Raw genomic sequence first — 25,365 nt, 5'->3', positions numbered from 1 at the left:
GCGCAGAGCAAAATGTGGGAGCGGGCTTACTCGCGAAGGCGGTGGATCAGTCAATGCCTGTAGCAACTGACACTGCGCTTTCGCGAGCAAGCCCGCTCCCACATTAGTTCTGCAGTGTTTTGCAGATTAGCTATTTCAACGCGGCCATGATCGCATCCGGGTTGAACTCGCGAATCAGCGTGCCGTTCACGTCCACAAACGGAATCCCGCCGCCGCCCAATGCCTCATAGGCTTTGCGCGCCTTGGCATCCTTCTCAATGTCCAGCGCCTGGTACGGAATGCCTTTCTGGTCCAGAAAACGTCGGATCTGCTTGCAGTAGCCACACCACTCGGTGGCATAGAGCACCACGCGCGCCGATGTGCGTACTTGCTCCGAAACCACCTGCGAGGGGTTGAACAGCCGCTCGATCTTGCCCCAGTTCTGGATCACCACCACGACCAGCAACACCAACAGGACTTTCTTGAAGACCCCGCCGAGCATCAGTTGCGGCGCTTGAGCTGGTCAGTCAGTTGGGTCGGCAGGCCTTTGATGATCAAAGTGCCAGCGGCTTCGTCGTATTCGATCTTGTCGCCCAACAGGTGCGCTTCAAAACTGATGGACAAGCCTTCGGCGCGACCGGTGAAGCGGCGGAACTGGTTGAGGGTGCGTTTGTCGGCCGGGATTTCCGGCGACAGGCCGTAATCCTTGTTGCGGATATGGTCGTAGAACGCTTTTGGCCGGTCTTCATCGATCAACCCCGACAACTCTTCCAGGCCCATGGGCTCGCCGAGTTTGGCCTGGCTGCTGGCGTAGTCCACCAGGGTTTTGGTCTTTTCGCGGGCAGATTCGTCGGGCAGGTCTTCGCTCTCGACAAAGTCGCTGAACGCCTTGAGCAGGGTACGGGTTTCACCCGGGCCGTCGACGCCTTCCTGGCAGCCGATAAAGTCGCGGAAGTATTCCGAGACCTTCTTGCCGTTCTTGCCTTTGATAAACGAGATGTACTGCTTGGATTGCTTGTTGTTCTGCCACTCGGACACGTTGATCCGCGCCGCCAGGTGCAGTTGGCCCAGGTCCAGATGGCGCGAGGGCGTCACGTCCAGCTCATCGGTCACTGCCACGCCTTCGCTGTGGTGCAGCAGGGCGATCGCCAGGTAGTCGGTCATGCCTTGCTGGTAGTGGGCAAACAACACGTGGCCGCCGGTGGACAGGTTGGACTCCTCCATCAGCTTTTGCAGGTGCTCGACCGCCGTGCGGCTGAAGCGGGTGAAATCCTGACTGCCGTCGAAATATTCCTTCAACCAGCCGCTGAACGGGTGCGCGCCGGACTCGGCGTGGAAGAAACCCCAGGCCTTGCCTTGTTTGGCGTTGTAGCTCTCGTTGAGGTCGGCAAGCATGTTCTCGATGGCGGCCGACTCGGCAAGCTCCGAATCGCGGGCATGTAGAACTGCGGGTGTGCCGTCGGGTTTTTTGTCGATCAGGTGGACGATGCAGTGACGGATCGGCATAGGCTTCTCGGCTGGTTGAAGGGGAGCGGAAAGCCTCCCCAAAAAGTCGCCAGTGTACCGCACCCATTGGCCATGACGCGCTTGGAAGACTGTTTTGGGCGACCTCCCACGGGCTATATGCCTTTTTTTCGCGGTTTAGAGCGATAAAGCTGACCAAATGGGTATGTTGAGGCGGATATTTCCCCGTCTCTGTGCTAGTTTTGCCCCGTCTTACGCCAAGACTCGGCGTTAAGCGTGCATTCAGCATCTGTCAGGTCGAACCAATCCCCGTTTCAAGCATCTATAACCCCGATCCCGTGGTTATGGCCGGGGGTGCCAGGCCTTGACGGTCAGGCTCGACGGCTGACACTGCACTCTGCAATCCATATGAATTTGATAGGGAAGGAACACCACAATGGCTATTACTAAAGACCAACTGATCGCTGACCTGGCTGAAGCAGTAGACGCACCGAAAACTACCGTGCGCGCTCTGCTGGACCAACTGAGCCAAGTTGTTGCTGATCAGCTGGAAAACGGCGGCGAAATCACTCTGCCAGGCGTTGGCAAACTGAAAGTGACTGAGCGTCCAGCCCGTACTGGCCGTAACCCTTCGACTGGCGCTGCCATCGAAATCGCTGCCAAGAAAGTTATCAAGCTGGTTGTGGCCAAAGGCCTGACCGACGCTGTTAACAAGTAAGACGCAGCAAAAAAAACCGTGCTCCGGAGCAATCCGGGCACGGTTTTTTGTTGCCTGCGATTTGACTGCAGTGGCGGCTCAACCGTGGCGAGGGAGCAAACGCCCTCGCCACCGTTTCAGTCGCGCACCCAGCGCTGACGCCAGATCTGCTGCTCGTTCTTGGTCTGGAAGGTCCAGGCCACGAAGCGGCTTTGCTTCTGACCCTGGGACATTTCCACCACTTGGCTCTCAAGTACGCCGGCTTTTTTGAGGGCTGTCTGGATCGCGGGCAAGTTCGACGCTTTTGACACCAGGGTGCTGAACCACAACACCTTGTGGGCAAAGTGCGCACTTTCGGCGATAAGCTGCGTGACGAAGCGCGCTTCACCGCCCTCACACCACAGCTCCGCCGACTGGCCACCAAAGTTCAGGACCGGCAACTTGCGCTTGGGATCGGCCTTGCCCAGAGCGCGCCACTTACGCTCGCTGCCCTTGGTGGCCTCTTCCATGGACGCATGGAACGGCGGGTTGCACATGGTCAGGTCAAAGCGTTCGCCCGGCTCCAGCAAGCCCAGCAGGATCTGCTTGGGGTTGGGTTGCTGACGCAGTTGGATAACTTTGCTCAGGTCGTTGGACTGTACGATGGCCTTGGCGGCGGACACCGCGATAGGGTCGACCTCCGAGCCGAGGAAGTTCCAGCGGTACTCCATGTAGCCAATCAGCGGGTAGACGCAGTTGGCGCCCATGCCGATGTCCAGCACCTTGACGATTGAACCGCGCGGGATCTTGCCGTCGTTGACGCTGGCCAGCAGGTCGGCAAGAAAATGCACGTAATCGGCACGCCCCGGCACCGGCGGGCACAGGTAGTCCGCCGGAATATCCCAATGCTGGATGCCATAGAACGCCTTCAACAGCGCCCGGTTGAACACCCGCACTGCGTCCGGGCTGGCAAAGTCGATGCTCTCTTTGCCATACGGGTTGATGATCACAAATTGCGCCAGTTCCGGCGTGGTCTTGATCAGCGCCGGGAAGTCGTAACGGCCTGTGTGGCGGTTGCGCGGGTGCAGGGTTGCCTCTTTGCGCGGTGCCACGGGCTTGGCCGGGGCGGCGGATTTAGGCTTCTTGCGCGGAGGTTTAGGTGTGCTGGGGGCGGTCATGTTGATTCTGGTGTTGGCTCAAAGTGGTGGGCATTGTCACACATCCTGAGACCCTCTCGGGCAAATGTGGGAGGTGGCTTGCCCCCGATTGCGGTGTGAGGGGCAAAAATATGCAGACTGATACACCGCCATCGGGGGCAAGCCCCCTGCCACATTGACTGGATTGCCAGCAAGGATTGGAAAATTCCAGGGCAAAAAAAAGAGGCCCGAAGGCCTCTTTCTTACACGGGGTTCACCTTACAGGCTGGAAATCCGCGCATGTTGCTCCGCCAGCTTGCCCAAGGCCTGTTCAGCCTCGGCCAGCTTGGCGCGTTCTTTGTCGATCACTTCAGCCGGCGCCTTGTCGACGAACGCCGCGTTGGACAGCTTGCCGCCCACTCGCTGCACTTCGCCTTGCAGGCGGGCAATTTCCTTGTCGAGACGGGCCAGTTCCGCGCCCTTGTCGATCAGGCCAGCCATCGGCACCAGCACTTCCATGTCGCCGACCAACGCAGTCGCGGACAGCGGTGCTTCGGCGCCGTCAGCCAACACGGTGATCGACTCCAGTTTTGCCAGCTTCTTGAGCAGGGCGTCGTTCTCGGTGAGGCGACGCTGATCTTCGGCGCTGGCATTCTTCACGAACACCGCCAATGGCTTGCCCGGCCCGATGTTCATTTCGGCGCGGATGTTGCGCGTGCCGAGCATCAAGGTCTTGAGCCATTCGATATCGCTTTCGGCTGCTTCATCAATGCGCGCTTCGTTGGCCACCGGCCAAGGCTGCAGCATGATGGTCTTGCCTTCGATACCGGCCAGCGGCGCGAGGCGCTGCCAGATTTCTTCGGTGATGAACGGCATGAACGGGTGCGCCAGGCGCAGGGCCACTTCCAGCACGCGCACCAGGGTGCGGCGGGTGCCACGCTGACGTTCGACCGGCGCGTTTTCGTCCCACAGCACAGGCTTGGACAGTTCCAGGTACCAGTCGCAATACTGGTTCCAGATGAACTCGTACAAGGCTTGCGCGGCCAGGTCGAAACGGAACTGGTCGAGTTGGCGGGTCACTTCGGCTTCAGTGCGCTGCAGCTGCGAGATGATCCAGCGATCAGCCAGGCTCAGCTCATAGGCTTCGCCGTTCTGGCCGCAGTCTTCGCCTTTATCCAGCACGTAACGCGCGGCGTTCCAGATCTTGTTGCAGAAGTTGCGATAGCCTTCGACGCGGCCCATGTCGAACTTGATGTCGCGGCCGGTGGACGCCAGCGAGCAGAAGGTGAAGCGCAGGGCGTCAGTGCCATAGCTGGCAATGCCGTCGGCGAACTCGTCGCGGGTTTGCTTCTCGATCTTCTTCGCCAGTTTCGGCTGCATCAGGCCCGAGGTGCGTTTTTGCACCAGGGTTTCCAGGTCGATGCCGTCGATGATGTCCAGCGGGTCCAGGACGTTGCCCTTGGACTTGGACATCTTCTGGCCCTGGCCATCACGCACCAGACCGTGCACGTACACGGTCTTGAACGGCACTTGCGGCGTGCCGTCTTCGTTCTTCACCAAATGCATGGTGAGCATGATCATCCGGGCAACCCAGAAGAAAATGATGTCGAAGCCGGTGACCAGCACGTCGGTGGAGTGGAATTTTTTCAGGAACTCAGTCTGTTGCGGCCAGCCGAGCGTGGAGAATGTCCACAGGCCCGAGCTGAACCAGGTGTCCAGTACGTCGTTGTCCTGTTGCAGCGCCACGTCCGGGCCGAGGTTGTGCTTGGCGCGTACTTCGGCTTCATCGCGGCCAACGTAGACTTTGCCCGACTCGTCGTACCAGGCCGGAATCCGGTGGCCCCACCACAGCTGACGGCTGATGCACCAATCCTGAATGTCACGCATCCACGAGAAGTACATATTTTCGTACTGTTTAGGCACGAACTGGATGCGGCCGTCTTCCACGGCGGCAATCGCAGGTTCAGCCAACGGCTTGGTGGACACGTACCACTGGTCGGTCAGCCACGGCTCGATGACGGTGCCGGAGCGGTCGCCTTTCGGCACTTTCAGTGCGTGGTCGTCAACGCTCACCAGCAAACCGGCAGCGTCGAACGCCGCCACGATCTGCTTGCGCGCTTCAAAACGGTCGAGGCCGGCGTATTCGGCCGGGATCTTGCCGTCGATGCTCTCGTTCAGCGTACCGTCGAGGTTGAACACCTGGCACGCCGGCAGCACGGCGGCGTTCTTGTCGAAGATGTTCAGCAGCGGCAGATTGTGGCGCTTGCCGACTTCGTAGTCGTTGAAATCGTGAGCCGGGGTGATTTTCACGCAGCCGGTGCCGAATTCAGGGTCGCAGTAGTCGTCAGCGATGATCGGAATACGACGGCCAACCAACGGCAGCTCAACGAACTTGCCGATCAGCGCCTGGTAGCGTTCATCGTTCGGGTTAACGGCCACGGCGGCATCGCCGAGCATGGTTTCCGGACGCGTCGTGGCGACGATCAGGTAGTCGTTGCCCTCAGCGGTCTTGGCGCCGTCGGCCAGCGGGTACTTGAGGTTCCACAGGAAGCCCTTCTCGTCGTGGTTTTCCACTTCGAGGTCGGAAATCGCCGTGTGCAGCTTGGTATCCCAGTTGACCAGACGCTTGCCGCGGTAGATCAGGCCGTCTTCGTGCAGGCGCACGAAGGCTTCTTTCACGGCTTCCGACAGGCCGTCGTCCATGGTGAAGCGCTCACGGCTCCAGTCTACGGACGAGCCCAGGCGACGGATCTGACGGCTGATGTTGCCGCCGGACTGGTCTTTCCATTCCCAGATCTTCTCCAGGAATTTCTCGCGACCCAGGTCATGACGGTTCTGGCCGGTGGCTTCGAGTTGGCGTTCCACCAGCATCTGGGTGGCGATACCGGCGTGGTCGGTGCCCGGTTGCCACAGGGTGTTGCGGCCCTGCATGCGGCGGAAACGGATCAACGCATCCATGATCGCATTGTTGAAGCCATGGCCCATGTGCAGGCTGCCAGTGACGTTCGGTGGCGGAATCATGATGGTGTAGGCATCACCCGCGCCTTGCGGAGCGAAATAATTCTCGGACTCCCAGGTCTCGTACCAGGAAGTTTCAATAGCGTGCGGCTGGTAGGTCTTATCCATGCGCGGCGGGACCCTAGTTGGCATTAATTCAGGAAAGCCGGCAAGTATAACGGGGGATAGGGCGCAGGGCGAGGCGAAGACAGGCTAGAGACGTACGCAGTGCAAATGTGGGAGGGGGCTTGCCCCCGATGGCAGTAGGTCAGTGACTGATAAGCTGACTGACCCAGCGCTATCGGGGGCAAGCCCCCTCCCACAGTAGATCCAGGTGTGGCTCAGGACTGATATTGGCTGAGCAACCGCTCCATGCGCGCATCCATTCGCCGTTTGATTTCGGCTTCGATATGCGGAGCAAAGTCGTCGATCACATCCTGCATGATTAACTGCGCAGCGGCGCGCAACTCGTTGTCCAGATGCAGCAGCAGGGCGTCGGGCGCTTTTTCTGCGGCGGGTTGGGCTTCTGCCACGGGAGCGGCAGCGACAGGCTCGGGTGCAACAGGCTTGCCACTGACCATGTCGAACAGCAGCGGAATCTGTACCTCGGCGTCGACCGTTTCGGTCAGCAGCGGCGGTTGCAAGCCATCATCACCGAGCAACTGACGGATCGACTCGAGGTCGTCCAGCAGGTGGTCGTCTTTTTTTATAGGGTTTGGCGTGTCCATCATGTACTCAAAGTCGTTGTAGCCGGTGATCCTGCAGAGAATAGCCCTGTTCGCGGTAGAAACGGAAACTCTCCCGCGCGGCCTGACGAATAGCCGGATCTTCCACCACCACTTCTGCCACACGGGCAAATGCCTTGGCGAAGGCGGGTACTTTCAGGTCCAGGTTGACCAACAGGTCGTTGTGATCGCCGCAGCTGTCACCCAGACCCAGCACAACCAGGCCTTCGGGTTCGGACTCGGCAGGGCCGTGCGGCACGAAGCTTTCGCCCTTGAAGCGCCATAAGCGAGCGTCGAGGTCGTCACGTTGGGCAGCATCGCTGCAATGCAGGTAGATGCGGTGGCCCATGCGCCAGGCTTTTTCGGTGAGCTTGCAGGCAAAGTCCAGGCGCGCGGAAGGATCGGCGCTGGGCAATATATAGAAGTCGACTTGGGTCATTGCGGTTCCTGAGACCAGGGCGGCAAGAGGGCCGCCCCGGAATCTTCAGTTTCAGGCTTTGGCGCGATCCAGCAGGTACTGGGTCAGCAGTGGCACCGGACGGCCAGTGGCGCCCTTGTCCTTGCCGCCGCTGGTCCAGGCCGTGCCGGCGATGTCCAGGTGAGCCCAGTTGAGGTTCTTGGCAAAGCGCGACAGGAAGCAGGCTGCGGTAATGGTGCCGGCTTTCGGGCCGCCGATATTGGCGATGTCGGCGAACGGGCTGTCCAGCTGCTCTTGATATTCATCGAACAGCGGCAGTTGCCAGGCGCGGTCGTCGGCAGCCTTGCCGGCGCTGAGCAGTTGCTCGATCAACTCGTCGTTGTTGCCCAGCAGGCCCGACGTGTGGGCGCCCAGGGCAACCACACAGGCACCGGTCAGGGTGGCGATGTCGATCACGGCCTGTGGCTTGAAGCGTTCGGCGTAGGTCAGCGCATCGCACAGCACCAGACGGCCTTCGGCGTCGGTGTTGAGGATTTCGACGGTCTGGCCGCTCAGGGTAGTGACGATATCGCCCGGACGGGTCGCGCCGCCGCTCGGCATGTTCTCGGCACACGCCAGGATGCACACCAGGTTGATCGGCAGCTTGAGTTCCAGCACGGCACGCAGAGTGCCGAACACGCTGGCGGCGCCGCCCATGTCGTACTTCATCTCATCCATGCCTGCGCCCGGCTTGAGGCTGATGCCGCCGGTGTCGAAGGTGATGCCTTTGCCGACCAGCGCGTAAGGCTTCTCGGACTTCTTGCCGCCGTTGTATTGCATCACGATCAGGCGTGGCGGCTGGTCGCTGCCCTGGCCCACGGCATAGAAGGAGCCCATGCCCAGGTCCTTGATTTTTTTCTCGTCCAGCACCTCAACCTTCAGGCCCTTGAATTCTTTGCCCAGCGCCTTGGCCTGTTCGCCCAGGTAAGTCGGGTGGCAGATGTTCGGCGGCAGGTTGCCCAGGTCGCGGGTGAACGACATGCCGGCGGCGATGGCCTGGGCGTGGGTCACGGCGCGCTCGACTTCAGCCTGGGCGGCCTTGATGGTCAGCAGGGTGATTTTTTTCAGGGCGCGCGGTTCGGCTTTCTGGCTCTTGAACTGGTCGAAGACGTAAGTGCCATCCACCAGGCTTTCGGCCAGCAGGCGGGTCTTGCCGTAGCTGTCACGGCCTTTTACGACGATTTCATCCAGGGCCAGTGCTGCATCGCTGCCGCCCAGGCCCTTGAGGGTGTTGAGAATGCCGCTGATGATCTTGCGGAACGGACGGTCGCCCAGTTCGGCGTCCTTGCCCACGCCCACCAGCAATACGCGGTCGGCTTTAAGGTTGGGCAGGCTCTGCAGCAGCAGGCTTTGGCCGACTTTGCCGGCCAGGTCGCCGCGCTTGAGCACGGCGCTGATGGCACCACCGCTGAGTTCATCCAGTTGCTTGGCGGCGACGCCGAGCTTGCGGCCTTCGCCGACAGCGACCACGAGGGTGGCGGTTTTCAACGTTTCGGGGCTAACGCTTTTTACAACCAATTCCATTTTCGGGTCCCTTATAAAGGTCTGTGAGCCTGAGTCTGTACCCAGGCTTTAAAGCGTGGCAGCTCTGTAAACCGCCAGCGACAAAGGCCGCAGTTTGAACCTCGCCGGCGGAGCCTGACAACCCTTGCCGCGTGCTTTGTGCACGCGTATGAGCAAGCACCGTGACAGGCGCGGTCAATCACAGGATAATGCGCCATCTTTTTAGCCGGCCCGTGCAAACGGGTCGACTCGGTATGCTTGCTTGTTTGGCCGCCTTAGCCTGACAACCCTGGAGTGTCTGGTTTGATCGTCTTCCGTTATCTGTCCCGCGAAGTCCTGTTGACCCTGAGTGCCGTGAGTGCGGTATTGCTGGTCATCACCATGAGTGGTCGTTTCGTCAAATTCCTGGCTCAGGCCGCTTCGGGCGCTCTGGATCCGGGCTCGCTGTTCCTGATCATGGGCTTTCGCCTGCCAGGCTTTTTGCAACTGATCCTGCCACTTGGCCTGTTTCTCGGCATTTTGCTGGCCTATGGCCGGCTGTACCTCGAAAGTGAAATGACCGTGCTGTCGGCCACCGGCATGAGCCAGCAGCGTCTGCTGGCCATGACCATGGTGCCGGCCACCGGCGTTGCCCTGGTGGTGGCATGGTTGAGCATGAGCCTGGCGCCTCAGGGCGCCATGCAGTTCCAGCTGCTGCTGAACAAGCAGGATGCGATGACTGAGTTCGACACCCTTGAGCCTGGGCGCTTTCAAGCGCTGAACGATGGCACGCGGGTGACTTACACCGAGACCATGACGGATGACCGTGCCAACCTGGGCGGCGTGTTTATTTCGCAGAAAAATCTCGGGCAGAACCAGAAAGACCGTGGCATCTCGATTCTGGTGGCCAACAGTGGTCGCCAGGAAGTGCGTCCTGATGGCAGCCGTTACCTGATCCTGGAAAATGGCTACCGTTACGACGGCAGCCCTGGCCTCGCCGATTATCGGGCGATCAAGTACGACACTTATGGCGTAATGCTGGCCAAGCCGGACATCAGCGAAGAGGTCACTGACCGCGATGCGCTGCCGACATCGTCGCTGTTCAACAATAAGGAACTGCGCTCCGTCGCCGAGCTGCAATGGCGGCTGTCGCTGCCGCTGCTTGTATTTATCGTGACGTTGATGGCCGTGCCGCTGTCGCGCGTCAACCCGCGTCAGGGTCGCTTCCTCAAGCTGTTGCCGGCAATTTTGTTGTACATGGCCTACCTGACCCTGCTGATTTCCGCCCGTGGTTCCATGGAGAAAGGCAAGTTGTCGCCGGTCCTCGGCCTGTGGGGCGTGCACGGGATCTTCCTGTTGATCGGCCTGGGGCTGCTCTACTGGGAACCTATCCGTTTGAAAATGAAGAGCCGTCGTGGCCTGAAGGAGTTGGCTCGTGGCTAAGCTCGATCGCTACATTGGTAGCAGCGTACTGATCGCCATTCTGGCGGTATTGGGCATTATTCTCGGCCTGGCCTCGTTGTTCGCCTTTATTGACGAAGTGGGCAACGTCACCGACACCTACACCGTCATGGATGTGTTGAGTTACGTGGCGCTGACCGCACCGCGCCGGCTCTACGACATGATGCCGATGGCCGCGCTGATCGGTTGCCTGATCGGGCTGGGCAGCCTGGCAAGCAGCAGCGAACTGACCATCATGCGCGCCGCCGGTGTATCCATCGGGCGCATTGTCTGGGCGGTAATGAAACCCATGCTCCTGCTGATGGCGTGCAGCGTGCTGATCGGCGAGTACGTGGCGCCACCGGCCGAGGCCACCGCTCAGGCCAATCGCGCCCTGGCCCAGGGCTCGGGGGATGCGCAAAGCGCCAAGCACGGCCTGTGGCACCGTCAGGGTGATGAGTTCATCCACATCAACGCCGTGCAGCCGGGCGGTTTGTTGGTGGGTGTGACGCGTTATACGTTCGACAAGGAACGGCACATGCTGACCTCCAGTTTCGCCAGGCGCGCGCAATACGATGCCGAGAAATGGACGCTCAGTGACGTCACCACTACGTACTTCCGCAATGTCGGGCAGGGCACCAAGGCCAGCACCGAAGTGATCAATGTGCCGAGCGAGCAATGGGATATCGCCCTGAAGCCGGAACTGCTCAACACGGTGGTGATGATCCCGGAGAGCCTGCCGATTACCGGTTTGTGGAGCTATATCCACTACCTCAAGGATCAGGGCCTGAATAATGGCCGCTACTGGCTGGCGTTCTGGGTCAAGGTGCTGCAGCCGGTGGTCACCGCCGCGCTGGTATTGATGGCGATCTCGTTCATCTTCGGCCCGTTGCGTTCCGTGACCCTCGGTCAGCGGGTGTTCACCGGCGTACTGGTGGGCTTTACCTTCCGTATCGCCCAGGACTTGCTCGGTCCGTCGAGCCTGGTGTTCGGTTTCTCGCCGCTGTTTGCGGTGCTGGTGCCGACAGCTATCTGCGCCCTGGCCGGGTTCTGGCTGTTGCGCCGCGCGGGTTGATACTGCGCTTATGAACAAAAAATGCCCCGTTCGAGAGATCGGGGCATTTTTGTTCTGGTCAGCAAAGATGACGTCTGGCCTGAGCATCAGGTACAATTCCCGGCTATTTTTCAGCGGGCAATCTGCCTGCAGCCTTTTTGAGTGTTGATCCGTGAGTGATTTGAGTCATATCCGCAATTTCTCCATCATCGCCCACATTGACCATGGTAAGTCGACGCTGGCCGATCGATTCATCCAGATGTGCGGCGGCCTTGCCGAGCGTGAAATGGAGGCCCAGGTACTGGACTCCATGGACCTCGAGCGCGAGCGCGGGATCACCATCAAGGCGCACAGCGTTACCCTGTACTACACCGCCAAAGACGGTATCAAGTACCAGCTCAACTTCATTGACACCCCGGGCCACGTTGACTTCACCTATGAAGTCAGCCGTTCCCTGGCGGCCTGTGAAGGTGCGTTGCTGGTCGTGGACGCGGGCCAGGGCGTCGAAGCCCAGTCCGTGGCCAACTGCTACACCGCCATCGAGCAAGGCCTTGAGGTCATGCCCGTACTGAACAAGATCGACCTGCCTCAGGCCGATCCGGACCGTGTCAAAGAAGAGATCGAGAAGATCATCGGCATTGACGCCACCGACGCCGTCGAGTGCAGCGCCAAGACCGGCCTGGGCGTCGACGAAGTGCTCGAGCGCCTGGTCAAGACCATTCCCGCACCTACCGGCAACTACGAAGATCCGCTGCAAGCGTTGATCATCGACTCCTGGTTCGACAACTACCTGGGCGTTGTTTCCCTGGTACGCGTACGCCACGGCCGTGTGAAGAAGGGCGACAAGATCCTGGTCAAGTCCACCGGCAAGATCCACCTGGTGGACAGCGTCGGCGTGTTCAACCCGAAACACACCGCCACCACCGACCTGAAAGCCGGTGAAGTGGGCTTCATCATTGCCGGCATCAAGGACATTCACGGTGCACCGGTCGGTGACACCCTGACCTTGAGCTCCACCCCTGATGTAGACGTGCTGCCGGGTTTCAAACGCATCCAGCCGCAGGTTTACGCCGGCCTGTTCCCGGTCAGCTCCGACGACTTCGAAGACTTCCGCGAAGCCTTGCAGAAGCTGACCCTCAACGACTCGTCGTTGCAGTACACCCCGGAAAGCTCCGACGCGCTGGGCTTCGGCTTCCGCTGCGGGTTCCTGGGCATGCTGCACATGGAGATCATCCAGGAGCGCCTTGAGCGCGAATACGACCTGGACCTGATCACCACCGCGCCAACGGTTATTTTTGAGCTGGCGCTGAAAACCGGTGAAACGATTTACGTCGACAACCCGTCCAAGCTTCCGGATCTGTCCTCCATCGAGGACATGCGCGAGCCGATCGTGCGGGCTAATATTCTTGTGCCGCAGGAACACCTGGGCAACGTCATTACCCTGTGTATCGAAAAACGTGGCGTACAACACGACATGTTGTTCCTCGGTACCCAGGTGCAAGTGACCTACGATCTGCCGATGAACGAAGTGGTCCTGGACTTCTTCGACCGTCTCAAATCCACCAGCCGCGGCTATGCTTCGCTGGATTACCATTTCGATCGTTACCAATCGGCTAATCTGGTGAAACTGGATGTGCTGATCAACGGCGACAAGGTAGATGCACTGGCGCTGATCGTGCACAAGGACAACGCGCACTACAAAGGTCGGCAGTTGACCGAAAAGATGAAAGAACTGATTCCGCGTCAGATGTTCGACGTCGCGATCCAGGCCGCCATTGGCGGGCAGATCATTGCACGGACCTCCGTCAAGGCTCTCAGAAAGAACGTACTGGCCAAATGCTACGGCGGTGACGTAAGCCGTAAGCGCAAGCTGCTTGAGAAGCAAAAGGCCGGTAAAAAACGCATGAAGCAAGTGGGCAACGTGGAAATTCCACAAGAAGCCTTCCTTGCGGTGCTCAGGTTGGATAGTTAGGTCCTATGTCACTAAATTTCCCGCTGTTGCTGGTCATCGCCGTTGCCGTTTGCGGTCTCCTGGCGTTGCTCGATCTGGTGTTCTTCGCCCCGCGTCGGCGGGCGGCTATCGCTTCCTATCAGGGCAGCGTCAGCCAGCCCGATGCGGTGGTGGTCGAGAAGCTGAACAAAGAGCCTCTGCTGGTTGAATACGGCAAGTCGTTCTTCCCGGTGTTGTTCATCGTGCTGGTGCTGCGTTCGTTCCTGGTGGAGCCGTTTCAGATCCCTTCGGGGTCGATGAAACCGACCCTGGACGTGGGCGACTTCATCCTGGTGAACAAGTTTTCCTACGGGATCCGCCTGCCGGTGCTCGACAAGAAAGTCATTCCGGTCGGTGACCCGCAGCGCGGCGATGTGATGGTGTTTCGCTACCCAAGCGACCCGAACGTCAACTACATCAAGCGCGTAGTCGGGCTGCCGGGCGACGTGATTCGCTACACCAGCGACAAGCGTCTGTTCATCAATGGTGAGTCGGTGGCCGAGAAACTGATCGGCGCCGAACCGAACACCTTGGGCAGCGCCGAGCTGTATCAGGAAAAACTCGGCGCGGTAGAGCACGAAATCCGTAAGGAAATGAGCCGCTACCGTGCGATGCCTGATGGCGAGTGGAAAGTGCCTGCCGGGCACTACTTCATGATGGGCGACAACCGCGACAACTCCAACGACAGCCGTTACTGGGATGACCCCAATATTCCCAAGGACCTGCTGGGCATGGTTCCCGACGAGAACATCGTCGGCAAGGCCTTTGCGGTCTGGATGAGTTGGCCGGAACCCAAACTCAGCCACCTGCCGAACTTCTCGCGGGTCGGGCTGATCAAGTAATACAGGCGGCGCTGTGAACACAGCGCCGAATGCTTTTCTGGGGTTCGGACAATGCGTCGTCCGGCCTCATGCGGCACCAACCAGGATTTGAATTTGAACACTGCGTCAATCGTCGATGGCCGCCGGTGCCACCAACTAGATATGGATAAACCGTGACCGTTTCTCTAAGTCGTCTCGAGCGTCAGCTCGGCTACACCTTCAAGGACCAGGAATTGATGGTCCTTGCCCTCACACACCGCAGTTTTGCAGGGCGTAATAACGAACGCCTGGAATTTCTCGGTGACGCCATCCTCAACTTTGCCGCCGGTGAGGCGCTGTTCGAGCGTTTCCCGCAAGCGCGCGAAGGCCAGCTGTCACGCCTGCGTGCACGGCTGGTGAAAGGCGAGACCCTGGCCGTGCTGGCCCGCGGTTTCGGCCTGGGCGAATACTTGCGCCTGGGGTCCGGTGAACTGAAAAGCGGTGGCTTTCGTCGTGAGTCGATCCTGGCTGATGCCCTCGAAGCGTTGATCGGTGCGATCTACCTGGATGCAGGCATGGAGACGGCCAAGGAGCGCGTGGTGGCCTGGCTGGCTTCGGAGATCGAGAGCCTGACGCTGGTCGACACCAACAAAGATCCCAAGACCCGCCTGCAGGAATTCCTGCAGTCGCGCGGTTGTGAACTGCCACGCTACGAAGTGGTGGATATCCAGGGTGAGCCGCATTGCCGCGTGTTCTTCGTGGAATGTGAAATCACCTTATTGAATGAAAAAAGCCGAGGTCAGGGTGTGAGCCGTCGTATTGCCGAACAGGTAGCGGCCGCTGCAGCACTGATTGCCCTGGGCGTGGAGAATGGCCATGACTGATTCAACCGCAACACGCTGTGGCTATGTTGCCATCGTCGGCCGCCCGAACGTGGGCAAGTCCACGCTGCTGAACCACATCCTGGGCCAGAAGCTCGCGATCACCTCGCGCAAGCCGCAGACCACCCGCCACAACATGCTGGGCATCAAGACCGAAGGCAGCGTCCAAGCCGTCTACGTCGACACCCCGGGCATGCACAAAGGTGGCGAGAAGGCACTTAACCGCTACATGAACAAAACCGCTTCGGCGGCGTTGAAAGACGTCGACGTGGTGATCTTCGTGGTTGACCGCACCAAGTGGACCGACGAAGACCAGATGGTTCTTGAGCGCGTGCAGTACGTCACCGGCCCGTTGATCGTCGCGCTGAACAAGACCGATCGCATCGAAGACAAAGCCGAGCTGATGCCGCACCTGACCTGGCTGCAGGAGCAACTGCCGAACGCCCAGATCATGCCGATCTCGGCCCAGCACGGTCACAACCTTGAGGCCCTGGAGCGCGTGATCGCGGGTTACTTGCCCGAGAACGAGCACTTCTTCCCGGAAGATCAGATCACTGACCGCAGCAGCCGCTTCCTCGCCGCTGAACTGGTGCGCGAGAAAATCATGCGCCAGATGGGCGCCGAGCTGCCTTACCAGATCACCGTCGAAATCGAAGAGTTCAAGCAGCAGGGCAAAACCCTGCATATTCATGCGCTGATCCTCGTCGAGCGTGACGGCCAGAAGAAAATCATCATTGGCGACAAGGGCGAGCGCATCAAGCGCATCGGCACCGAAGCGCGCAAGGACATGGAATTGCTGTTTGATTCCAAGATCATGCTCAATCTGTGGGTGAAGGTTAAGGGTGGTTGGTCCGATGACGAGCGCGCACTGCGCTCCCTGGGCTACGGCGACCTGTAGGGTCTTGAATACACCACAGGGCTGAAAATGTGGAAGGGGGCTCGCCCCCGATAGCGGTGGGTCAGTTAACAGATAAGTGACTGACACACTGCCATCGGGGGCCAGCCCCCTCCCACGTTAGGTTTGTGCAGTTTTCAAAAATGCATTCCAGCAGTGAGCATCCATGTCCCAACCCACCAGCCAACTCGCCTACGTCCTGCACAGCCGCGCTTACCGCGAGACCAGCGCCCTGGTGGACTTCCTCACGCCCCAAGGCCGCCTGCGTGCGGTCTTGCGCAGCGCCCGAGGCAAGGCCGGCACGCTGGCCCGGCCGTTCGTGGCCCTGGACGTGGAGTTTCGTGGCAAGGGCGAGCTGAAAAACGTCGGCCGCCTGGAAAGCGTCGGCAATTCCGCCTGGCTCAACGGTGAAGCCCTGTTCAGCGGCCTGTACCTCAACGAGCTGCTGATCCGCCTGCTGCCCGCCGAAGACCCGCACCCTGCGGTCTTCGATCACTACGCCGCGACGCTCATTGCACTGGCCGAAGGCCGCCCGCTGGAACCGCTGCTGCGCGCCTTTGAATGGCGACTGCTCGACGACCTGGGCTACGGCTTTGAACTGAGCAACGACCTGCACGGCGACCCCATCGCCGCAGACGGCATGTACCGCCTGCAAGTCGACGCCGGCCTGGAACGCGTTTACCTGCTGCAACCCGGCCTGTTCCAGGGCACCGAGTTGCTGGCCATGAGCGAAGCCGACTGGACTGCCCCGGGCGCCTTGTCCGCGGCCAAGCGCTTGATGCGCCAGGCGCTCGCCGTGCACTTGGGCGGGCGGCCGCTGGTCAGTCGCGAGTTGTTTCGAAAGCCCTGACAACCCCGTGTATGCTGTGCGGCGTTTCTTTCCCTTTTCAGGAGCGCTTCCGTGAGCACCAGCAATCGCATTCTTCTTGGCGTCAACATCGACCACGTCGCTACCCTGCGCCAGGCCCGGGGCACCCGTTACCCTGATCCGGTCAAGGCCGCGCTGGACGCCGAAGAAGCGGGCGCCGACGGCATCACCGTGCACCTGCGCGAAGACCGCCGCCACATTCAGGAGCGCGACGTGTTGCTGCTCAAGGACGTGCTGCAAACCCGCATGAACTTCGAAATGGGCGTCACCGAAGAAATGATGGCGTTCGCCGAACGCATTCGCCCGGCGCACATCTGCCTGGTGCCGGAAACGCGCCAGGAGCTCACCACCGAAGGCGGCCTCGACGTCGCGGGCCAGGAAGCGCGAATCAAGGCTGCGGTCGAGCGTCTGTCGAAGATCGGCAGCGAAGTCTCGCTGTTCATCGACGCCGACGAGCGTCAGATTGAAGCCTCGCGCCGTGTCGGCGCGCCGGCCATCGAACTGCACACTGGCCGCTATGCCGATGCCACCACGCCCACCGAAGTCGCTGACGAACTGCAGCGCATTATCGACGGCGTACAGTGCGGCCTCAGTGAAGGCCTGATCGTCAACGCCGGCCATGGTTTGCACTACCACAACGTCGAAGCCGTGGCTGCGATCAAGGGCATCAACGAACTCAACATCGGCCACGCGCTGGTGGCGCACGCGCTGTTCGTCGGTTTCAAAGGCGCAGTGGCCGAGATGAAAGCCCTGATCCTGGCGGCTGCCAGCTCCAAGTGAGCACAGTCTAAAAATCACTGAAGATCAAAATGTGGGAGGGGGCTTGCCCCCGGTAGCGGTGTGTCAGTCAGCCTATCTGTAGCTGACCCACTGCAATCGGGGGCAAGCCCCCTCCCACAATGATTTTCGGTGTATCCAGAGGTGTAGTTACCCAGCCAAACCCATTGAATTCAACCATGCGGCAATGCGAAGCCTTACTGTTTAGCCGGGTCAGGTGTATCGTATCTGCCCTTTGCGGGCCTCTGGCCTGTGGCAGATACGTGAGGTTGTTGTGTCCCGATCCTTTTCCCGTCGACAAATCCTGGGTGGTCTCGCAGGCCTGGCCGTAGTGGGCGTCGGTGCCGGTGGCGGCTATCGCTACTGGCTGGGGAAAGTTGCCGAGGCCGAAGCCGGGCACGACTACGAACTGATCGCCGCACCGCTGGACGTGGAACTGGTGCCGGGCCACAAAACCGAAGCCTGGGCATTTGGCCACTCGGCGCCGGGCACCGAGTTGCGTGTGCGCCAGGGTGAGTGGCTGCGGGTGCGCTTTATCAACCACTTGCCGGTCGCCACCACCATTCATTGGCACGGCATCCGCCTGCCGCTGGAAATGGACGGCGTCCCTTACGTCTCGCAGTTGCCGGTATTGCCCGGCGAATACTTCGATTACAAATTCCGCGTGCCGGACGCCGGCAGCTACTGGTATCACCCGCACGTGAACAGCAGCGAAGAACTCGGCCGTGGCCTGGTGGGCCCGCTGATCATCGAAGAGCGCGAGCCCACCGGTTTCAAACACGAGCGCACCCTGAGCCTGAAAAGCTGGCACGTGGACGAAGAGGGCGCCTTCGTGGCCTTCAGCGTACCCCGTGAAGCCGCGCGTGGCGGCACGGCCGGGCGGTTGTCGACGATCAATGGCGTGTCCCAGGCGGTGATCGATTTGCCGGCCGGGCAAATCACCCGCGTGCGCTTGCTGAACCTCGACAACACGCTGACCTATCGCATCAACATTCCCGACGTCGACGCGCAGATCTACGCGCTGGACGGCAACCCCGTCGAGCCGCGCCCATTGGGCAAGGAATACTGGCTGGGCCCGGGCATGCGTATTTGTCTGGCGATCAAGGCGCCGCCTGCCGGTGAAGAGCTCTCCATCCGCAACGGTCCGGTGCGCCTGGGCACTTTTCGCTCCGTCGCCAATACCGATGCGCCCACCGAATGGCCACCGGCGCTGCCCGCCAACCCGATCGCCGAGCCGGACCTGGCGAATGCCGAGAAACTCAACTTCAATTTCGAGTGGGTCGGTACCGTGTCGGTCGATGACGGCAAACCGCCGAGCCTGTGGCAAATCAACGGCAAGGCCTGGGACATCACCGACAAGACCTGTGCCGATCGCCCGATTGCCAAGCTTGAGAAGGGCAAGAGCTACATTTTCGAATTGAAGAACATGACCCAGTACCAGCACCCTATCCACCTGCATGGCATGAGTTTCAAGGTAATCGCCTCGAACCGCCACAAGGTGATCCCGTACTTCACCGACACTTACTTGCTGGGCAAGAACGAGCGCGCGCGCGTGGCGTTGGTGGCGGATAACCCGGGGGTGTGGATGTTCCATTGCCACGTGATCGATCACATGGAAACCGGCCTGATGGCCGCCATCGAGGTGGCGTGATGCGCCAGCTTCGCCCCACGGCGATTATCGACCGCAGCCGCGACCAGGACTTCATGCGCGAAGCCCTGGCCCTCGCCGCCCAAGGCGCCGCCCTTGGCGAAGTGCCCGTGGGCGCCGTGCTGGTGCAGGACGGTGAAATCATCGGTCGGGGTTTCAATTGCCCGATCAGCGGCAATGACCCCAGCGCCCATGCCGAAATGGTCGCCATCCGCGCCGCCGCGCAGGCGATCAGCAACTACCGCCTGGTCGGCAGCACGCTGTATGTGACGCTGGAACCGTGCAGCATGTGCGCGGGCCTGATTGTGCATTCGCGCATCGCGCGGGTGGTGTACGGCGCGCTGGAGCCCAAGGCGGGGATCGTGCAAAGCCAGGGGCAGTTTTTTACCCAAGGGTTTCTCAACCATCGGGTGCTGTTTGAAGGCGGGGTGTTGGCTGAGGAATGCGGGACAGTGTTGAGTGAGTTCTTCAAGGCCAGAAGAGCCAAGCCCACACTCTAAAGAACACTGAAAACCAATGTGGGAGCTGGCTTGCCTGCGATAGCGGTACATCAGTCACTGATCAATTGACTGACAGATCGCTATCGCAGGCAAGCCAGCTCCCACAGTTTGATCTCCATTTATTCAGGGAGATTGCAGGTTATTTCTTGGCGATGATCACCGCGCGCATCGGCGCCGGCAGCCCTTCAAGGGTCTTGCTGTGATCATCCGGGTCCAGGAAGTCGCTCAGCGACTGGTACTTCATCCACTCCGTGCCGCGCTGTTCCTCGACCGTGGTCACGCTCACATCCACGCAGCGCACGTCGCTGAACCCGGCGCGCCGTAGCCACAGCATCAAGGCCGGCACCGAGGGCAGGAACCACACATTACGCATCTGCGCATAGCGGTCTTCCGGCACTAGCACTTGCTGCTGATCGCCTTCGACCACCAGCGTTTCCAGCACCAACTCGCCGCCTTTGACCAGGCAGTCTTTCAGTGCCAGCAAGTGCTCGATCGGCGAACGGCGGTGATAGAACACGCCCATGGAAAACACCGTGTCGAAGCCTTCCAGGTTCGGCGGCAGGTCTTCAAACGGGAACGGCAAGTGCCAGGCCTTCGGCTCGTTCAGGTAGCGCTGCACCGCCTGGAACTGGCAGAAAAACAGCCAGTTCGGGTCCACGCCAATCACGCTGTCGGCACCCGCGCCGAGCATGCGCCACATGTAGTAGCCGTTGCCGCAACCCACGTCGAGGATGCGCTTGCCGTTCAAATTCAGGTGCGGGGCAACCCGCGACCACTTCCAGTCCGAACGCCATTCGGTGTCCACATGCACGCCAAACAGGTTGAACGGGCCTTTGCGCCACGGGCTCAGGCCCATCAGCGCGGTGCGCATCTGTGCGCGGGTGGCGTCGTCGCAATCGGTATCAAGGGTCAGGCCATTGAGCAAATCGACTTCGCTGGGCTGGATCTGCGGCAGCGCATCCAGCGCACTCTGCCAACGCTCCAGGTCGCCATGACCCTTTTCCATCTTGCTGTCGAGTTGCGCTTGCAGGCCTTGGGCCCATACGGCCAACGGAGTACCGACCAGGTGGCGGGCGAGGGGAGAGAGATCAATCATGGCAAGGCAATCAACGAGGCAAAGTTAAGACACTGGAACCACGGCACGACTTTCGAGAACCCGGCCGCCAACAGGCGTTCGCGGTGTTCTTCGAGGCTGTCGGGCTTCATGACGTTTTCGATGGCGCTGCGCTTCTGGGCGATTTCCAGTTCGCTGTAGCCGTTGGCGCGTTTGAACGCGATGTGCAGGTCGGTGAGCAATGCGTGCTCTTCGGGGTCGTTGAACCGCAGCTTTTCCGAGAGGATCAACGCGCCGCCCGGCAGCAGCGACTGGCGGATGCGCGCGAGCAACGCCAGGCGTTGATCGGGGGCGATAAATTGCAGGGTGAAATTCAGCGCCACCACCGAGGCCGGTTGGAATTGCAGCGCGAGGATATCGCCCTCGATCACCTCAACCGGCAGCAACTCCTGGAACATCGAGTCCTGGCCATTGAGGTATTCGCGGCAGCGCTCGACCATCGCCGCCGAGTTATCCACGGCGATTACCCTGCATCCGTCGGTGCGCACATGGCGGCGCAGCGCCTGGGTGACCGCGCCGAGGGACGAGCCCAGGTCGTAGAGCACGCTGTTGGGTTGCGCAAACTGCGCGGCCAGTACGCCGAGGTTCTCGACGATGGTCGGGTAACCGGGCACCGAGCGCTTGATCATGTCCGGGAACACCCGCACCACGTCCTCGTTAAAGGCGAAGTCCGGCACCTGGGGCAGGGGCTGGGCGAATAGGCGATCGGGTTCTTTGCTCACGGTTGTTCCGGCGACGAGGGGGGAAAGGCCGGCATTTTAGCCAAATTGGCCCTCGTGTGCGCGGGTAGTCTGATGGAAAGCCGAGGCGGTGATGCCCCACTGACCCAGCCAATACGTGCTGATCAATAAATACGGCGCCGCCTCAAAGGCGACCACGAACCGATTGATACCAATCAGCGTGTCGGAAAACACAAACGACACCGCGCCCGCCGCCGCCAGCAGGGCCGAGCGCTTGGGCACCTCACTGCCCAGTCGCGCCAACGCACGCCAGAGCATGGCGCTGATCACCAGCGCATACACCACCACCGGAATCAGCAACTCGCCCAGGCCATGGGCAATCAGAATGCTCAGCAGAATCGCGCCCACGCCCAGTGCCAATATCAGCGGCAACAACGCCAGGCGCCGGCAATCGCTGAAATAGGCTTTCAGATACGCCAAATGCGCAAACAGGAAGGCGCCCAGCCCGAAGATAAACAGGTCGCCTGGCCACGCGAGCAACACGTCGCCCACCAGGGAAAAAATCAGCCCCAGGCTGATCCAGCGTCGATAGTCGGTGGGCGGCGCGTCATGCAGCCAGCCCAGCAACGCCAGCACCGGTAACGGTTTGACCAGCAGGCACAATAACGCCGCGTGGGTGCTCAAACCGTAGACAAAGGTGCCGGCGCCCATCAACGCAAGAATCAGCCAAGGCATATCAGTTCACCGTGATGGCGCAGTCGAAGGTTTCGGCAGGCTCGGCTTCCGGTTCCCAAGGTTGCTGGGAGGTCAGGCGCAAACGGCCCTGGCCGGCCGCGAAGGCCTGGAAACGCCAAGTGGATTGGCCGCCACCGCCGATCACACCGGACTCGGTGCTGCTGTAAACCTCAGGGCTGAGTGCACGCAGCACGCCACCGGCGGAATCCTGGATGGCCCAGCGATAGCCGGTGGTGGGGTTGCTCGGCAAGGTGAGGATCAGGTTTTGCCCGGTTTTAAGCTGGAGCGGGCAGGCGCTCTGGTTTTCCACGGTGACGTTTTGCTTGGGGGCACTGGCGCAGGCGGCCAGCAGGGCAAGGCTCAAGGGGAGAAGCAGGCGGGCAGCGGTCATGGGGGCTCCGTTGTTTGACGACGAAGGGCGAGCATAACCGAAGATGAGACAAGGTGTGACAAGGCGGGCTTTTGTGTTGGCAGGGCTGGCCTGATCGGGGGCAAGCCCCCCTCCTACAGTTGACCGAGTACATCCTTTGGAGTGCAGTCAAATGGTGGGAGGGGGCTTGCCCCGATGAGGCCAGTTCAGGCACTACACAATGGTCAGAACAACACCTTCGCCACATCGGCAAAGCGCTTGGCAAAGTGCACCGTCATGCCTTCTTTCAGGTACTCCGGCAGCTCTTCAAAGCTGCCACGGTTGGGCTCCGGCAGGATCAACTCGTGAATCTTCTGGCGCCGCGCCGCAATCACTTTCTCACGCACCCCGCCAATCGGCAGTACATGCCCGGTCAGCGTCAGCTCGCCGGTCATCGCCACGCCTTTTTTCGGTGGCTGGTTGCGCGCCAGCGACAGCAACGCACTGGCCATGGTCACGCCGGCGCTTGGGCCATCTTTGGGCGTAGCACCTTCCGGCACGTGCAAGTGCACGAAGGCTTCGTCGAAGAACTTCGGATCGCCGCCAAACGACTTGAGGTTGGAGCTGATGTAGCTGTAGGCAATCTCGGCGGACTCTTTCATCACCTCACCCAGTTGCCCGGTGAGCTTGAAGCCACGATTGAGCGTGTGGATGCGCGTCGCCTCGATCGGCAGGGTCGCGCCGCCCATGCTGGTCCAGGCCAGGCCTGTGATCACGCCGGTACCGGACAGCACTTGCTCATTGCGAAACACCGGCATGCCCAAGGAGCTTTCCAAATCCTTGTTGCCGATCTTGATCACCGAGTCCGGCTCGTCCAGCAGCTTGACCACGGCCTTGCGCACCAGTTTGCCCAGCTGTTTTTCCAACTGGCGCACCCCGGCTTCGCGTGCGTAGCCGTCGATCAGCGCGCGCAGGGCGCCGTCGCTGATGGTCAGGGTGTTTTTCGACACCCCGGCCTTTTCCAACTGTTTTGGCCACAGGTGGCGCTTGGCGATGGCAACCTTTTCTTCGGTGATATAGCCCGACAGGCGAATCACTTCCATCCGGTCCAGCAATGGGCCCGGGATCGAATCAAGCGTGTTCGCCGTGCAGACGAACAACACCTTGGACAGGTCCAGGCGCAGGTCCAGGTAGTGATCGAGGAATTCGACGTTCTGTTCCGGGTCGAGGGTTTCCAGCAAGGCCGACGCCGGGTCGCCCTGGAAGCTCTGGCCCATCTTGTCGATCTCATCGAGCATGATCACCGGGTTCATCACCTCCACATCTTTGAGCGCCTGCACCAGCTTGCCCGGCAGGGCGCCGATGTAGGTACGGCGATGGCCTTTGATCTCGGCCTCGTCGCGCATGCCGCCGACACTGAAGCGATAGAACGGCCGGCCCAGGGACTCGGCGATGGATTTACCCACGCTGGTCTTGCCCACGCCCGGCGGGCCGACCAGCAGCACGATGGAACCGGCGACTTCACCTTTATAGGCGCCCACCGCGAGAAACTCGAGGATGCGGCTCTTGATGTCATCCAGGCCCGCATGGTGCTTGTCCAGCACCTTGCGGGCGTGTTTCAGGTCGAGCTTGTCTTCGCCGTACACGCCCCACGGCACCGAGGTGGCCCAGTCCAGGTAGTTGCGCGTAACGGCGTATTCCGGCGAACCCGTTTCCAGGATCGACAGTTTGTTCATTTCTTCGCTGATGCGTTTTTGCGCCTGGGTCGGCAGTACTTTGCCCATCAGGCGTTGTTCGAACTGCTCGACATCCGCGCTGCGGTCGTCCTTGGTCAGGCCCAGCTCCTGCTGGATGACCTTGAGCTGTTCCTTGAGGAAGAACTCGCGCTGGTGCTCGCCGATCTTGCGGTTCACCTCGGCGGAGATTTCCTTTTGCAGGCGCGCGACTTCAACTTCCTTGCGCAGCATCGGCAGGACTTTTTCCATGCGCTTGAGCATGGGCACACAGTCCAGCACTTCCTGCAGCTCGTTGCCGGTGGCCGAGGTCAACGCGGCGGCGAAGTCGGTGAGCGGCGACGGGTCGTTGGGGCTGAAGCGGTTGAGGTAGTTCTTCAACTCTTCGCTGTACAGCGGGTTGAGCGGCAGCAGTTCCTTGATCGCATTGATCAGCGCCATGCCGTAGGCCTTGACCTCGTCGGTCGGCTCGGTCGGCTGGTGCGGGTATTCGACTTCCACCAGGTACGGCGGGCGGTGATGCTTGAGCCAGGTTTTGATGCGCACGCGGGTCAGGCCCTGGGCGACGAATTGCAGCTTGCCGTTTTCGCGACTGGCGTGGTGCACCTTCACCAGCGTGCCGTACAGCGGCAGGCTGGAGGTATCGAAATGGCGCGGGTCTTCTGGCGGGGTGTCCATGAAAAACAGCGCAAGGGAGTGGTGGTCGGATTTGCTCACCAGCTCCAGGGTCTCGGCCCACGGTTCTTCGTTGACGATGACCGGCAGCACTTGCGCCGGGAAGAACGGCCGATTGTGGATCGGGATGATGTAGACCTTGTCCGGCAGGTTTTGCCCAGGCAGGGCCAGGCCGGTGTTGGACGAAGCTTGGTGTTCAGCGTTTTCGGGGTCGGCGTAATCGTTCAGGTCGATGTCCGGGAATTCTTGCTGGTCGCTCATGGGGCACCTGCATAAGGAAGTATGCAGCTTAGATGGGGCGGGGCAGCGG

Annotated in this window: 23 protein-coding genes; 11 read left to right on the top strand and 12 right to left on the bottom strand. The window is 60.6% G+C overall.

Annotated features, from left to right (window positions below; genetic code table 11):
- Positions 1 to 130: 130 nt before the first annotated feature.
- On the bottom strand, positions 131 to 481 hold the full coding sequence (locus L8K08_RS04290) for a glutaredoxin family protein (protein WP_242194518.1): 351 nt from the start codon (positions 479 to 481) through the stop codon (positions 131 to 133).
- On the bottom strand, positions 481 to 1,485 hold the full coding sequence (gene yejK / locus L8K08_RS04285; protein WP_106579474.1) for a nucleoid-associated protein YejK: 1,005 nt from the start codon (positions 1,483 to 1,485) through the stop codon (positions 481 to 483). Before yejK ends, L8K08_RS04290 begins: the two co-directional genes overlap by 1 nt.
- A 394-nt stretch (positions 1,486 to 1,879) precedes the next feature.
- On the opposite strand from yejK, the gene L8K08_RS04280 reads away from it, so the two are divergent.
- Positions 1,880 to 2,161, top strand: a complete 282-nt coding sequence (locus tag L8K08_RS04280; protein ID WP_003188840.1) for an HU family DNA-binding protein — start codon at positions 1,880 to 1,882, stop codon at positions 2,159 to 2,161.
- Between the two features lie 116 nt (positions 2,162 to 2,277).
- Here L8K08_RS04280 and rlmF read toward each other — a convergent pair whose 3' ends face one another.
- The 5 genes from rlmF to L8K08_RS04255 all read right to left on the bottom strand — a co-directional run bounded on the left by rlmF (position 2,278) and on the right by L8K08_RS04255 (position 8,958).
- Positions 2,278 to 3,297: a 23S rRNA (adenine(1618)-N(6))-methyltransferase RlmF gene (gene rlmF / locus L8K08_RS04275; protein WP_169368288.1), complete on the bottom strand. Its 1,020-nt coding sequence runs from the start codon at positions 3,295 to 3,297 to the stop codon at positions 2,278 to 2,280.
- A gap of 237 nt (positions 3,298 to 3,534) precedes the next feature.
- Positions 3,535 to 6,381, bottom strand: coding sequence for a valine--tRNA ligase (locus tag L8K08_RS04270; RefSeq protein WP_145161373.1), 2,847 nt, complete (start codon positions 6,379 to 6,381; stop codon positions 3,535 to 3,537).
- Positions 6,382 to 6,593: 212 nt separating this feature from the next.
- The gene (locus L8K08_RS04265) at positions 6,594 to 6,980 is read right to left on the bottom strand and encodes a DNA polymerase III subunit chi (RefSeq protein ID WP_242195060.1); all 387 of its coding nucleotides are present in this window, start codon (positions 6,978 to 6,980) and stop codon (positions 6,594 to 6,596) included.
- A gap of 7 nt (positions 6,981 to 6,987) precedes the next feature.
- The gene (locus L8K08_RS04260; RefSeq protein WP_242194515.1) at positions 6,988 to 7,416 is read right to left on the bottom strand and encodes a DNA polymerase III subunit chi; all 429 of its coding nucleotides are present in this window, start codon (positions 7,414 to 7,416) and stop codon (positions 6,988 to 6,990) included.
- Positions 7,417 to 7,467: 51 nt separating this feature from the next.
- A complete protein-coding gene (locus tag L8K08_RS04255; RefSeq protein WP_145161381.1) occupies positions 7,468 to 8,958 on the bottom strand; it encodes a leucyl aminopeptidase in 1,491 nt (496 codons plus the stop codon).
- Between the two features lie 282 nt (positions 8,959 to 9,240).
- On the opposite strand from L8K08_RS04255, the gene lptF reads away from it, so the two are divergent.
- The 10 genes from lptF to tadA all read left to right on the top strand — a co-directional run bounded on the left by lptF (position 9,241) and on the right by tadA (position 19,769).
- Entirely contained in the window at positions 9,241 to 10,359 is a 1,119-nt protein-coding gene (lptF, locus tag L8K08_RS04250) for an LPS export ABC transporter permease LptF (RefSeq protein WP_145161384.1), read from the top strand.
- Positions 10,352 to 11,431, top strand: a complete 1,080-nt coding sequence (gene lptG / locus L8K08_RS04245; protein ID WP_106579467.1) for an LPS export ABC transporter permease LptG — start codon at positions 10,352 to 10,354, stop codon at positions 11,429 to 11,431. The genes lptF and lptG overlap by 8 nt, the downstream gene beginning before the upstream one ends.
- Positions 11,432 to 11,582: 151 nt before the next feature.
- Positions 11,583 to 13,382, top strand: a complete 1,800-nt coding sequence (lepA, locus tag L8K08_RS04240) for a translation elongation factor 4 (RefSeq protein ID WP_003210439.1) — start codon at positions 11,583 to 11,585, stop codon at positions 13,380 to 13,382.
- A gap of 5 nt (positions 13,383 to 13,387) precedes the next feature.
- Positions 13,388 to 14,242 (top strand): signal peptidase I, encoded by an 855-nt coding sequence (gene lepB / locus L8K08_RS04235; protein ID WP_106579465.1) that lies wholly within the window; start codon positions 13,388 to 13,390, stop codon positions 14,240 to 14,242.
- A gap of 152 nt (positions 14,243 to 14,394) precedes the next feature.
- Positions 14,395 to 15,084 carry a ribonuclease III gene (rnc, locus tag L8K08_RS04230; RefSeq protein ID WP_094951369.1) on the top strand — a complete coding sequence of 230 codons (690 nt, stop codon included), beginning with the start codon at positions 14,395 to 14,397 and terminating at the stop codon, positions 15,082 to 15,084.
- A complete protein-coding gene (gene era / locus L8K08_RS04225; RefSeq protein WP_003234112.1) occupies positions 15,077 to 15,979 on the top strand; it encodes a GTPase Era in 903 nt (300 codons plus the stop codon). The genes rnc and era overlap by 8 nt, the downstream gene beginning before the upstream one ends.
- Before the next feature lie 163 nt (positions 15,980 to 16,142).
- Positions 16,143 to 16,826: a DNA repair protein RecO gene (recO, locus tag L8K08_RS04220; protein WP_242194512.1), complete on the top strand. Its 684-nt coding sequence runs from the start codon at positions 16,143 to 16,145 to the stop codon at positions 16,824 to 16,826.
- Between the two features lie 51 nt (positions 16,827 to 16,877).
- Positions 16,878 to 17,624 carry a pyridoxine 5'-phosphate synthase gene (gene pdxJ, locus L8K08_RS04215; RefSeq protein WP_242194509.1) on the top strand — a complete coding sequence of 249 codons (747 nt, stop codon included), beginning with the start codon at positions 16,878 to 16,880 and terminating at the stop codon, positions 17,622 to 17,624.
- A 271-nt stretch (positions 17,625 to 17,895) separates the two neighbouring features.
- Positions 17,896 to 19,272, top strand: coding sequence for a multicopper oxidase family protein (locus L8K08_RS04210; RefSeq protein ID WP_242194507.1), 1,377 nt, complete (start codon positions 17,896 to 17,898; stop codon positions 19,270 to 19,272).
- Complete coding sequence (tadA, locus tag L8K08_RS04205) at positions 19,272 to 19,769, top strand: tRNA adenosine(34) deaminase TadA (RefSeq protein ID WP_242194505.1); 498 nt, start codon at positions 19,272 to 19,274, stop codon at positions 19,767 to 19,769. Before L8K08_RS04210 ends, tadA begins: the two co-directional genes overlap by 1 nt.
- A 139-nt stretch (positions 19,770 to 19,908) precedes the next feature.
- On the opposite strand, the gene cmoB is transcribed toward tadA, so the two are convergent.
- From cmoB to lon, 5 genes are all read right to left on the bottom strand, one after another.
- Positions 19,909 to 20,865: a tRNA 5-methoxyuridine(34)/uridine 5-oxyacetic acid(34) synthase CmoB gene (cmoB, locus tag L8K08_RS04200; RefSeq protein ID WP_242194502.1), complete on the bottom strand. Its 957-nt coding sequence runs from the start codon at positions 20,863 to 20,865 to the stop codon at positions 19,909 to 19,911.
- Complete coding sequence (gene cmoA / locus L8K08_RS04195; RefSeq protein ID WP_242194499.1) at positions 20,862 to 21,605, bottom strand: carboxy-S-adenosyl-L-methionine synthase CmoA; 744 nt, start codon at positions 21,603 to 21,605, stop codon at positions 20,862 to 20,864. Before cmoA ends, cmoB begins: the two co-directional genes overlap by 4 nt.
- A 36-nt stretch (positions 21,606 to 21,641) precedes the next feature.
- Complete coding sequence (locus L8K08_RS04190; protein WP_242194496.1) at positions 21,642 to 22,298, bottom strand: lysoplasmalogenase; 657 nt, start codon at positions 22,296 to 22,298, stop codon at positions 21,642 to 21,644.
- A gap of 1 nt (position 22,299) precedes the next feature.
- On the bottom strand, positions 22,300 to 22,689 hold the full coding sequence (locus L8K08_RS04185) for a protease inhibitor I42 family protein (protein ID WP_106579457.1): 390 nt from the start codon (positions 22,687 to 22,689) through the stop codon (positions 22,300 to 22,302).
- 203 nt (positions 22,690 to 22,892) lie between these two features.
- On the bottom strand, positions 22,893 to 25,316 hold the full coding sequence (lon, locus tag L8K08_RS04180) for an endopeptidase La (protein WP_242194493.1): 2,424 nt from the start codon (positions 25,314 to 25,316) through the stop codon (positions 22,893 to 22,895).
- Positions 25,317 to 25,365: the final 49 nt, after the last annotated feature.

This window comes from Pseudomonas sp. TREG-RG-20F-10-E-6-01, from assembly GCF_022662455.1.
GTDB lineage: Bacteria > Pseudomonadota > Gammaproteobacteria > Pseudomonadales > Pseudomonadaceae > Aquipseudomonas.
The sequence above is the reverse complement of the archived record's forward strand: the minus strand, read 5'-3'. Positions and strand labels throughout refer to the sequence as shown.

What these genes read in the sequence shown, in the direction of transcription:
- cmoB (WP_242194502.1), bottom strand. Translation starts at nt 20,865, where the DNA reads ATGATTGATCTCTCTCCCCTCGCCCGCCACCTGGTCGGTACTCCGTTG.
- L8K08_RS04185 (WP_106579457.1), bottom strand. Translation starts at nt 22,689, where the DNA reads ATGACCGCTGCCCGCCTGCTTCTCCCCTTGAGCCTTGCCCTGCTGGCC.
- recO (WP_242194512.1), top strand. Translation starts at nt 16,143, where the DNA reads ATGTCCCAACCCACCAGCCAACTCGCCTACGTCCTGCACAGCCGCGCT.
- L8K08_RS04190 (WP_242194496.1), bottom strand. Translation starts at nt 22,298, where the DNA reads ATGCCTTGGCTGATTCTTGCGTTGATGGGCGCCGGCACCTTTGTCTAC.
- rlmF (WP_169368288.1), bottom strand. Translation starts at nt 3,297, where the DNA reads ATGACCGCCCCCAGCACACCTAAACCTCCGCGCAAGAAGCCTAAATCC.
- L8K08_RS04260 (WP_242194515.1), bottom strand. Translation starts at nt 7,416, where the DNA reads ATGACCCAAGTCGACTTCTATATATTGCCCAGCGCCGATCCTTCCGCG.
- L8K08_RS04290 (WP_242194518.1), bottom strand. Translation starts at nt 481, where the DNA reads ATGCTCGGCGGGGTCTTCAAGAAAGTCCTGTTGGTGTTGCTGGTCGTG.
- L8K08_RS04270 (WP_145161373.1), bottom strand. Translation starts at nt 6,381, where the DNA reads ATGGATAAGACCTACCAGCCGCACGCTATTGAAACTTCCTGGTACGAG.
- L8K08_RS04265 (WP_242195060.1), bottom strand. Translation starts at nt 6,980, where the DNA reads ATGGACACGCCAAACCCTATAAAAAAAGACGACCACCTGCTGGACGAC.
- lepB (WP_106579465.1), top strand. Translation starts at nt 13,388, where the DNA reads ATGTCACTAAATTTCCCGCTGTTGCTGGTCATCGCCGTTGCCGTTTGC.
- L8K08_RS04255 (WP_145161381.1), bottom strand. Translation starts at nt 8,958, where the DNA reads ATGGAATTGGTTGTAAAAAGCGTTAGCCCCGAAACGTTGAAAACCGCC.
- tadA (WP_242194505.1), top strand. Translation starts at nt 19,272, where the DNA reads ATGCGCCAGCTTCGCCCCACGGCGATTATCGACCGCAGCCGCGACCAG.
- era (WP_003234112.1), top strand. Translation starts at nt 15,077, where the DNA reads ATGACTGATTCAACCGCAACACGCTGTGGCTATGTTGCCATCGTCGGC.
- yejK (WP_106579474.1), bottom strand. Translation starts at nt 1,485, where the DNA reads ATGCCGATCCGTCACTGCATCGTCCACCTGATCGACAAAAAACCCGAC.
- lon (WP_242194493.1), bottom strand. Translation starts at nt 25,316, where the DNA reads ATGAGCGACCAGCAAGAATTCCCGGACATCGACCTGAACGATTACGCC.
- L8K08_RS04280 (WP_003188840.1), top strand. Translation starts at nt 1,880, where the DNA reads ATGGCTATTACTAAAGACCAACTGATCGCTGACCTGGCTGAAGCAGTA.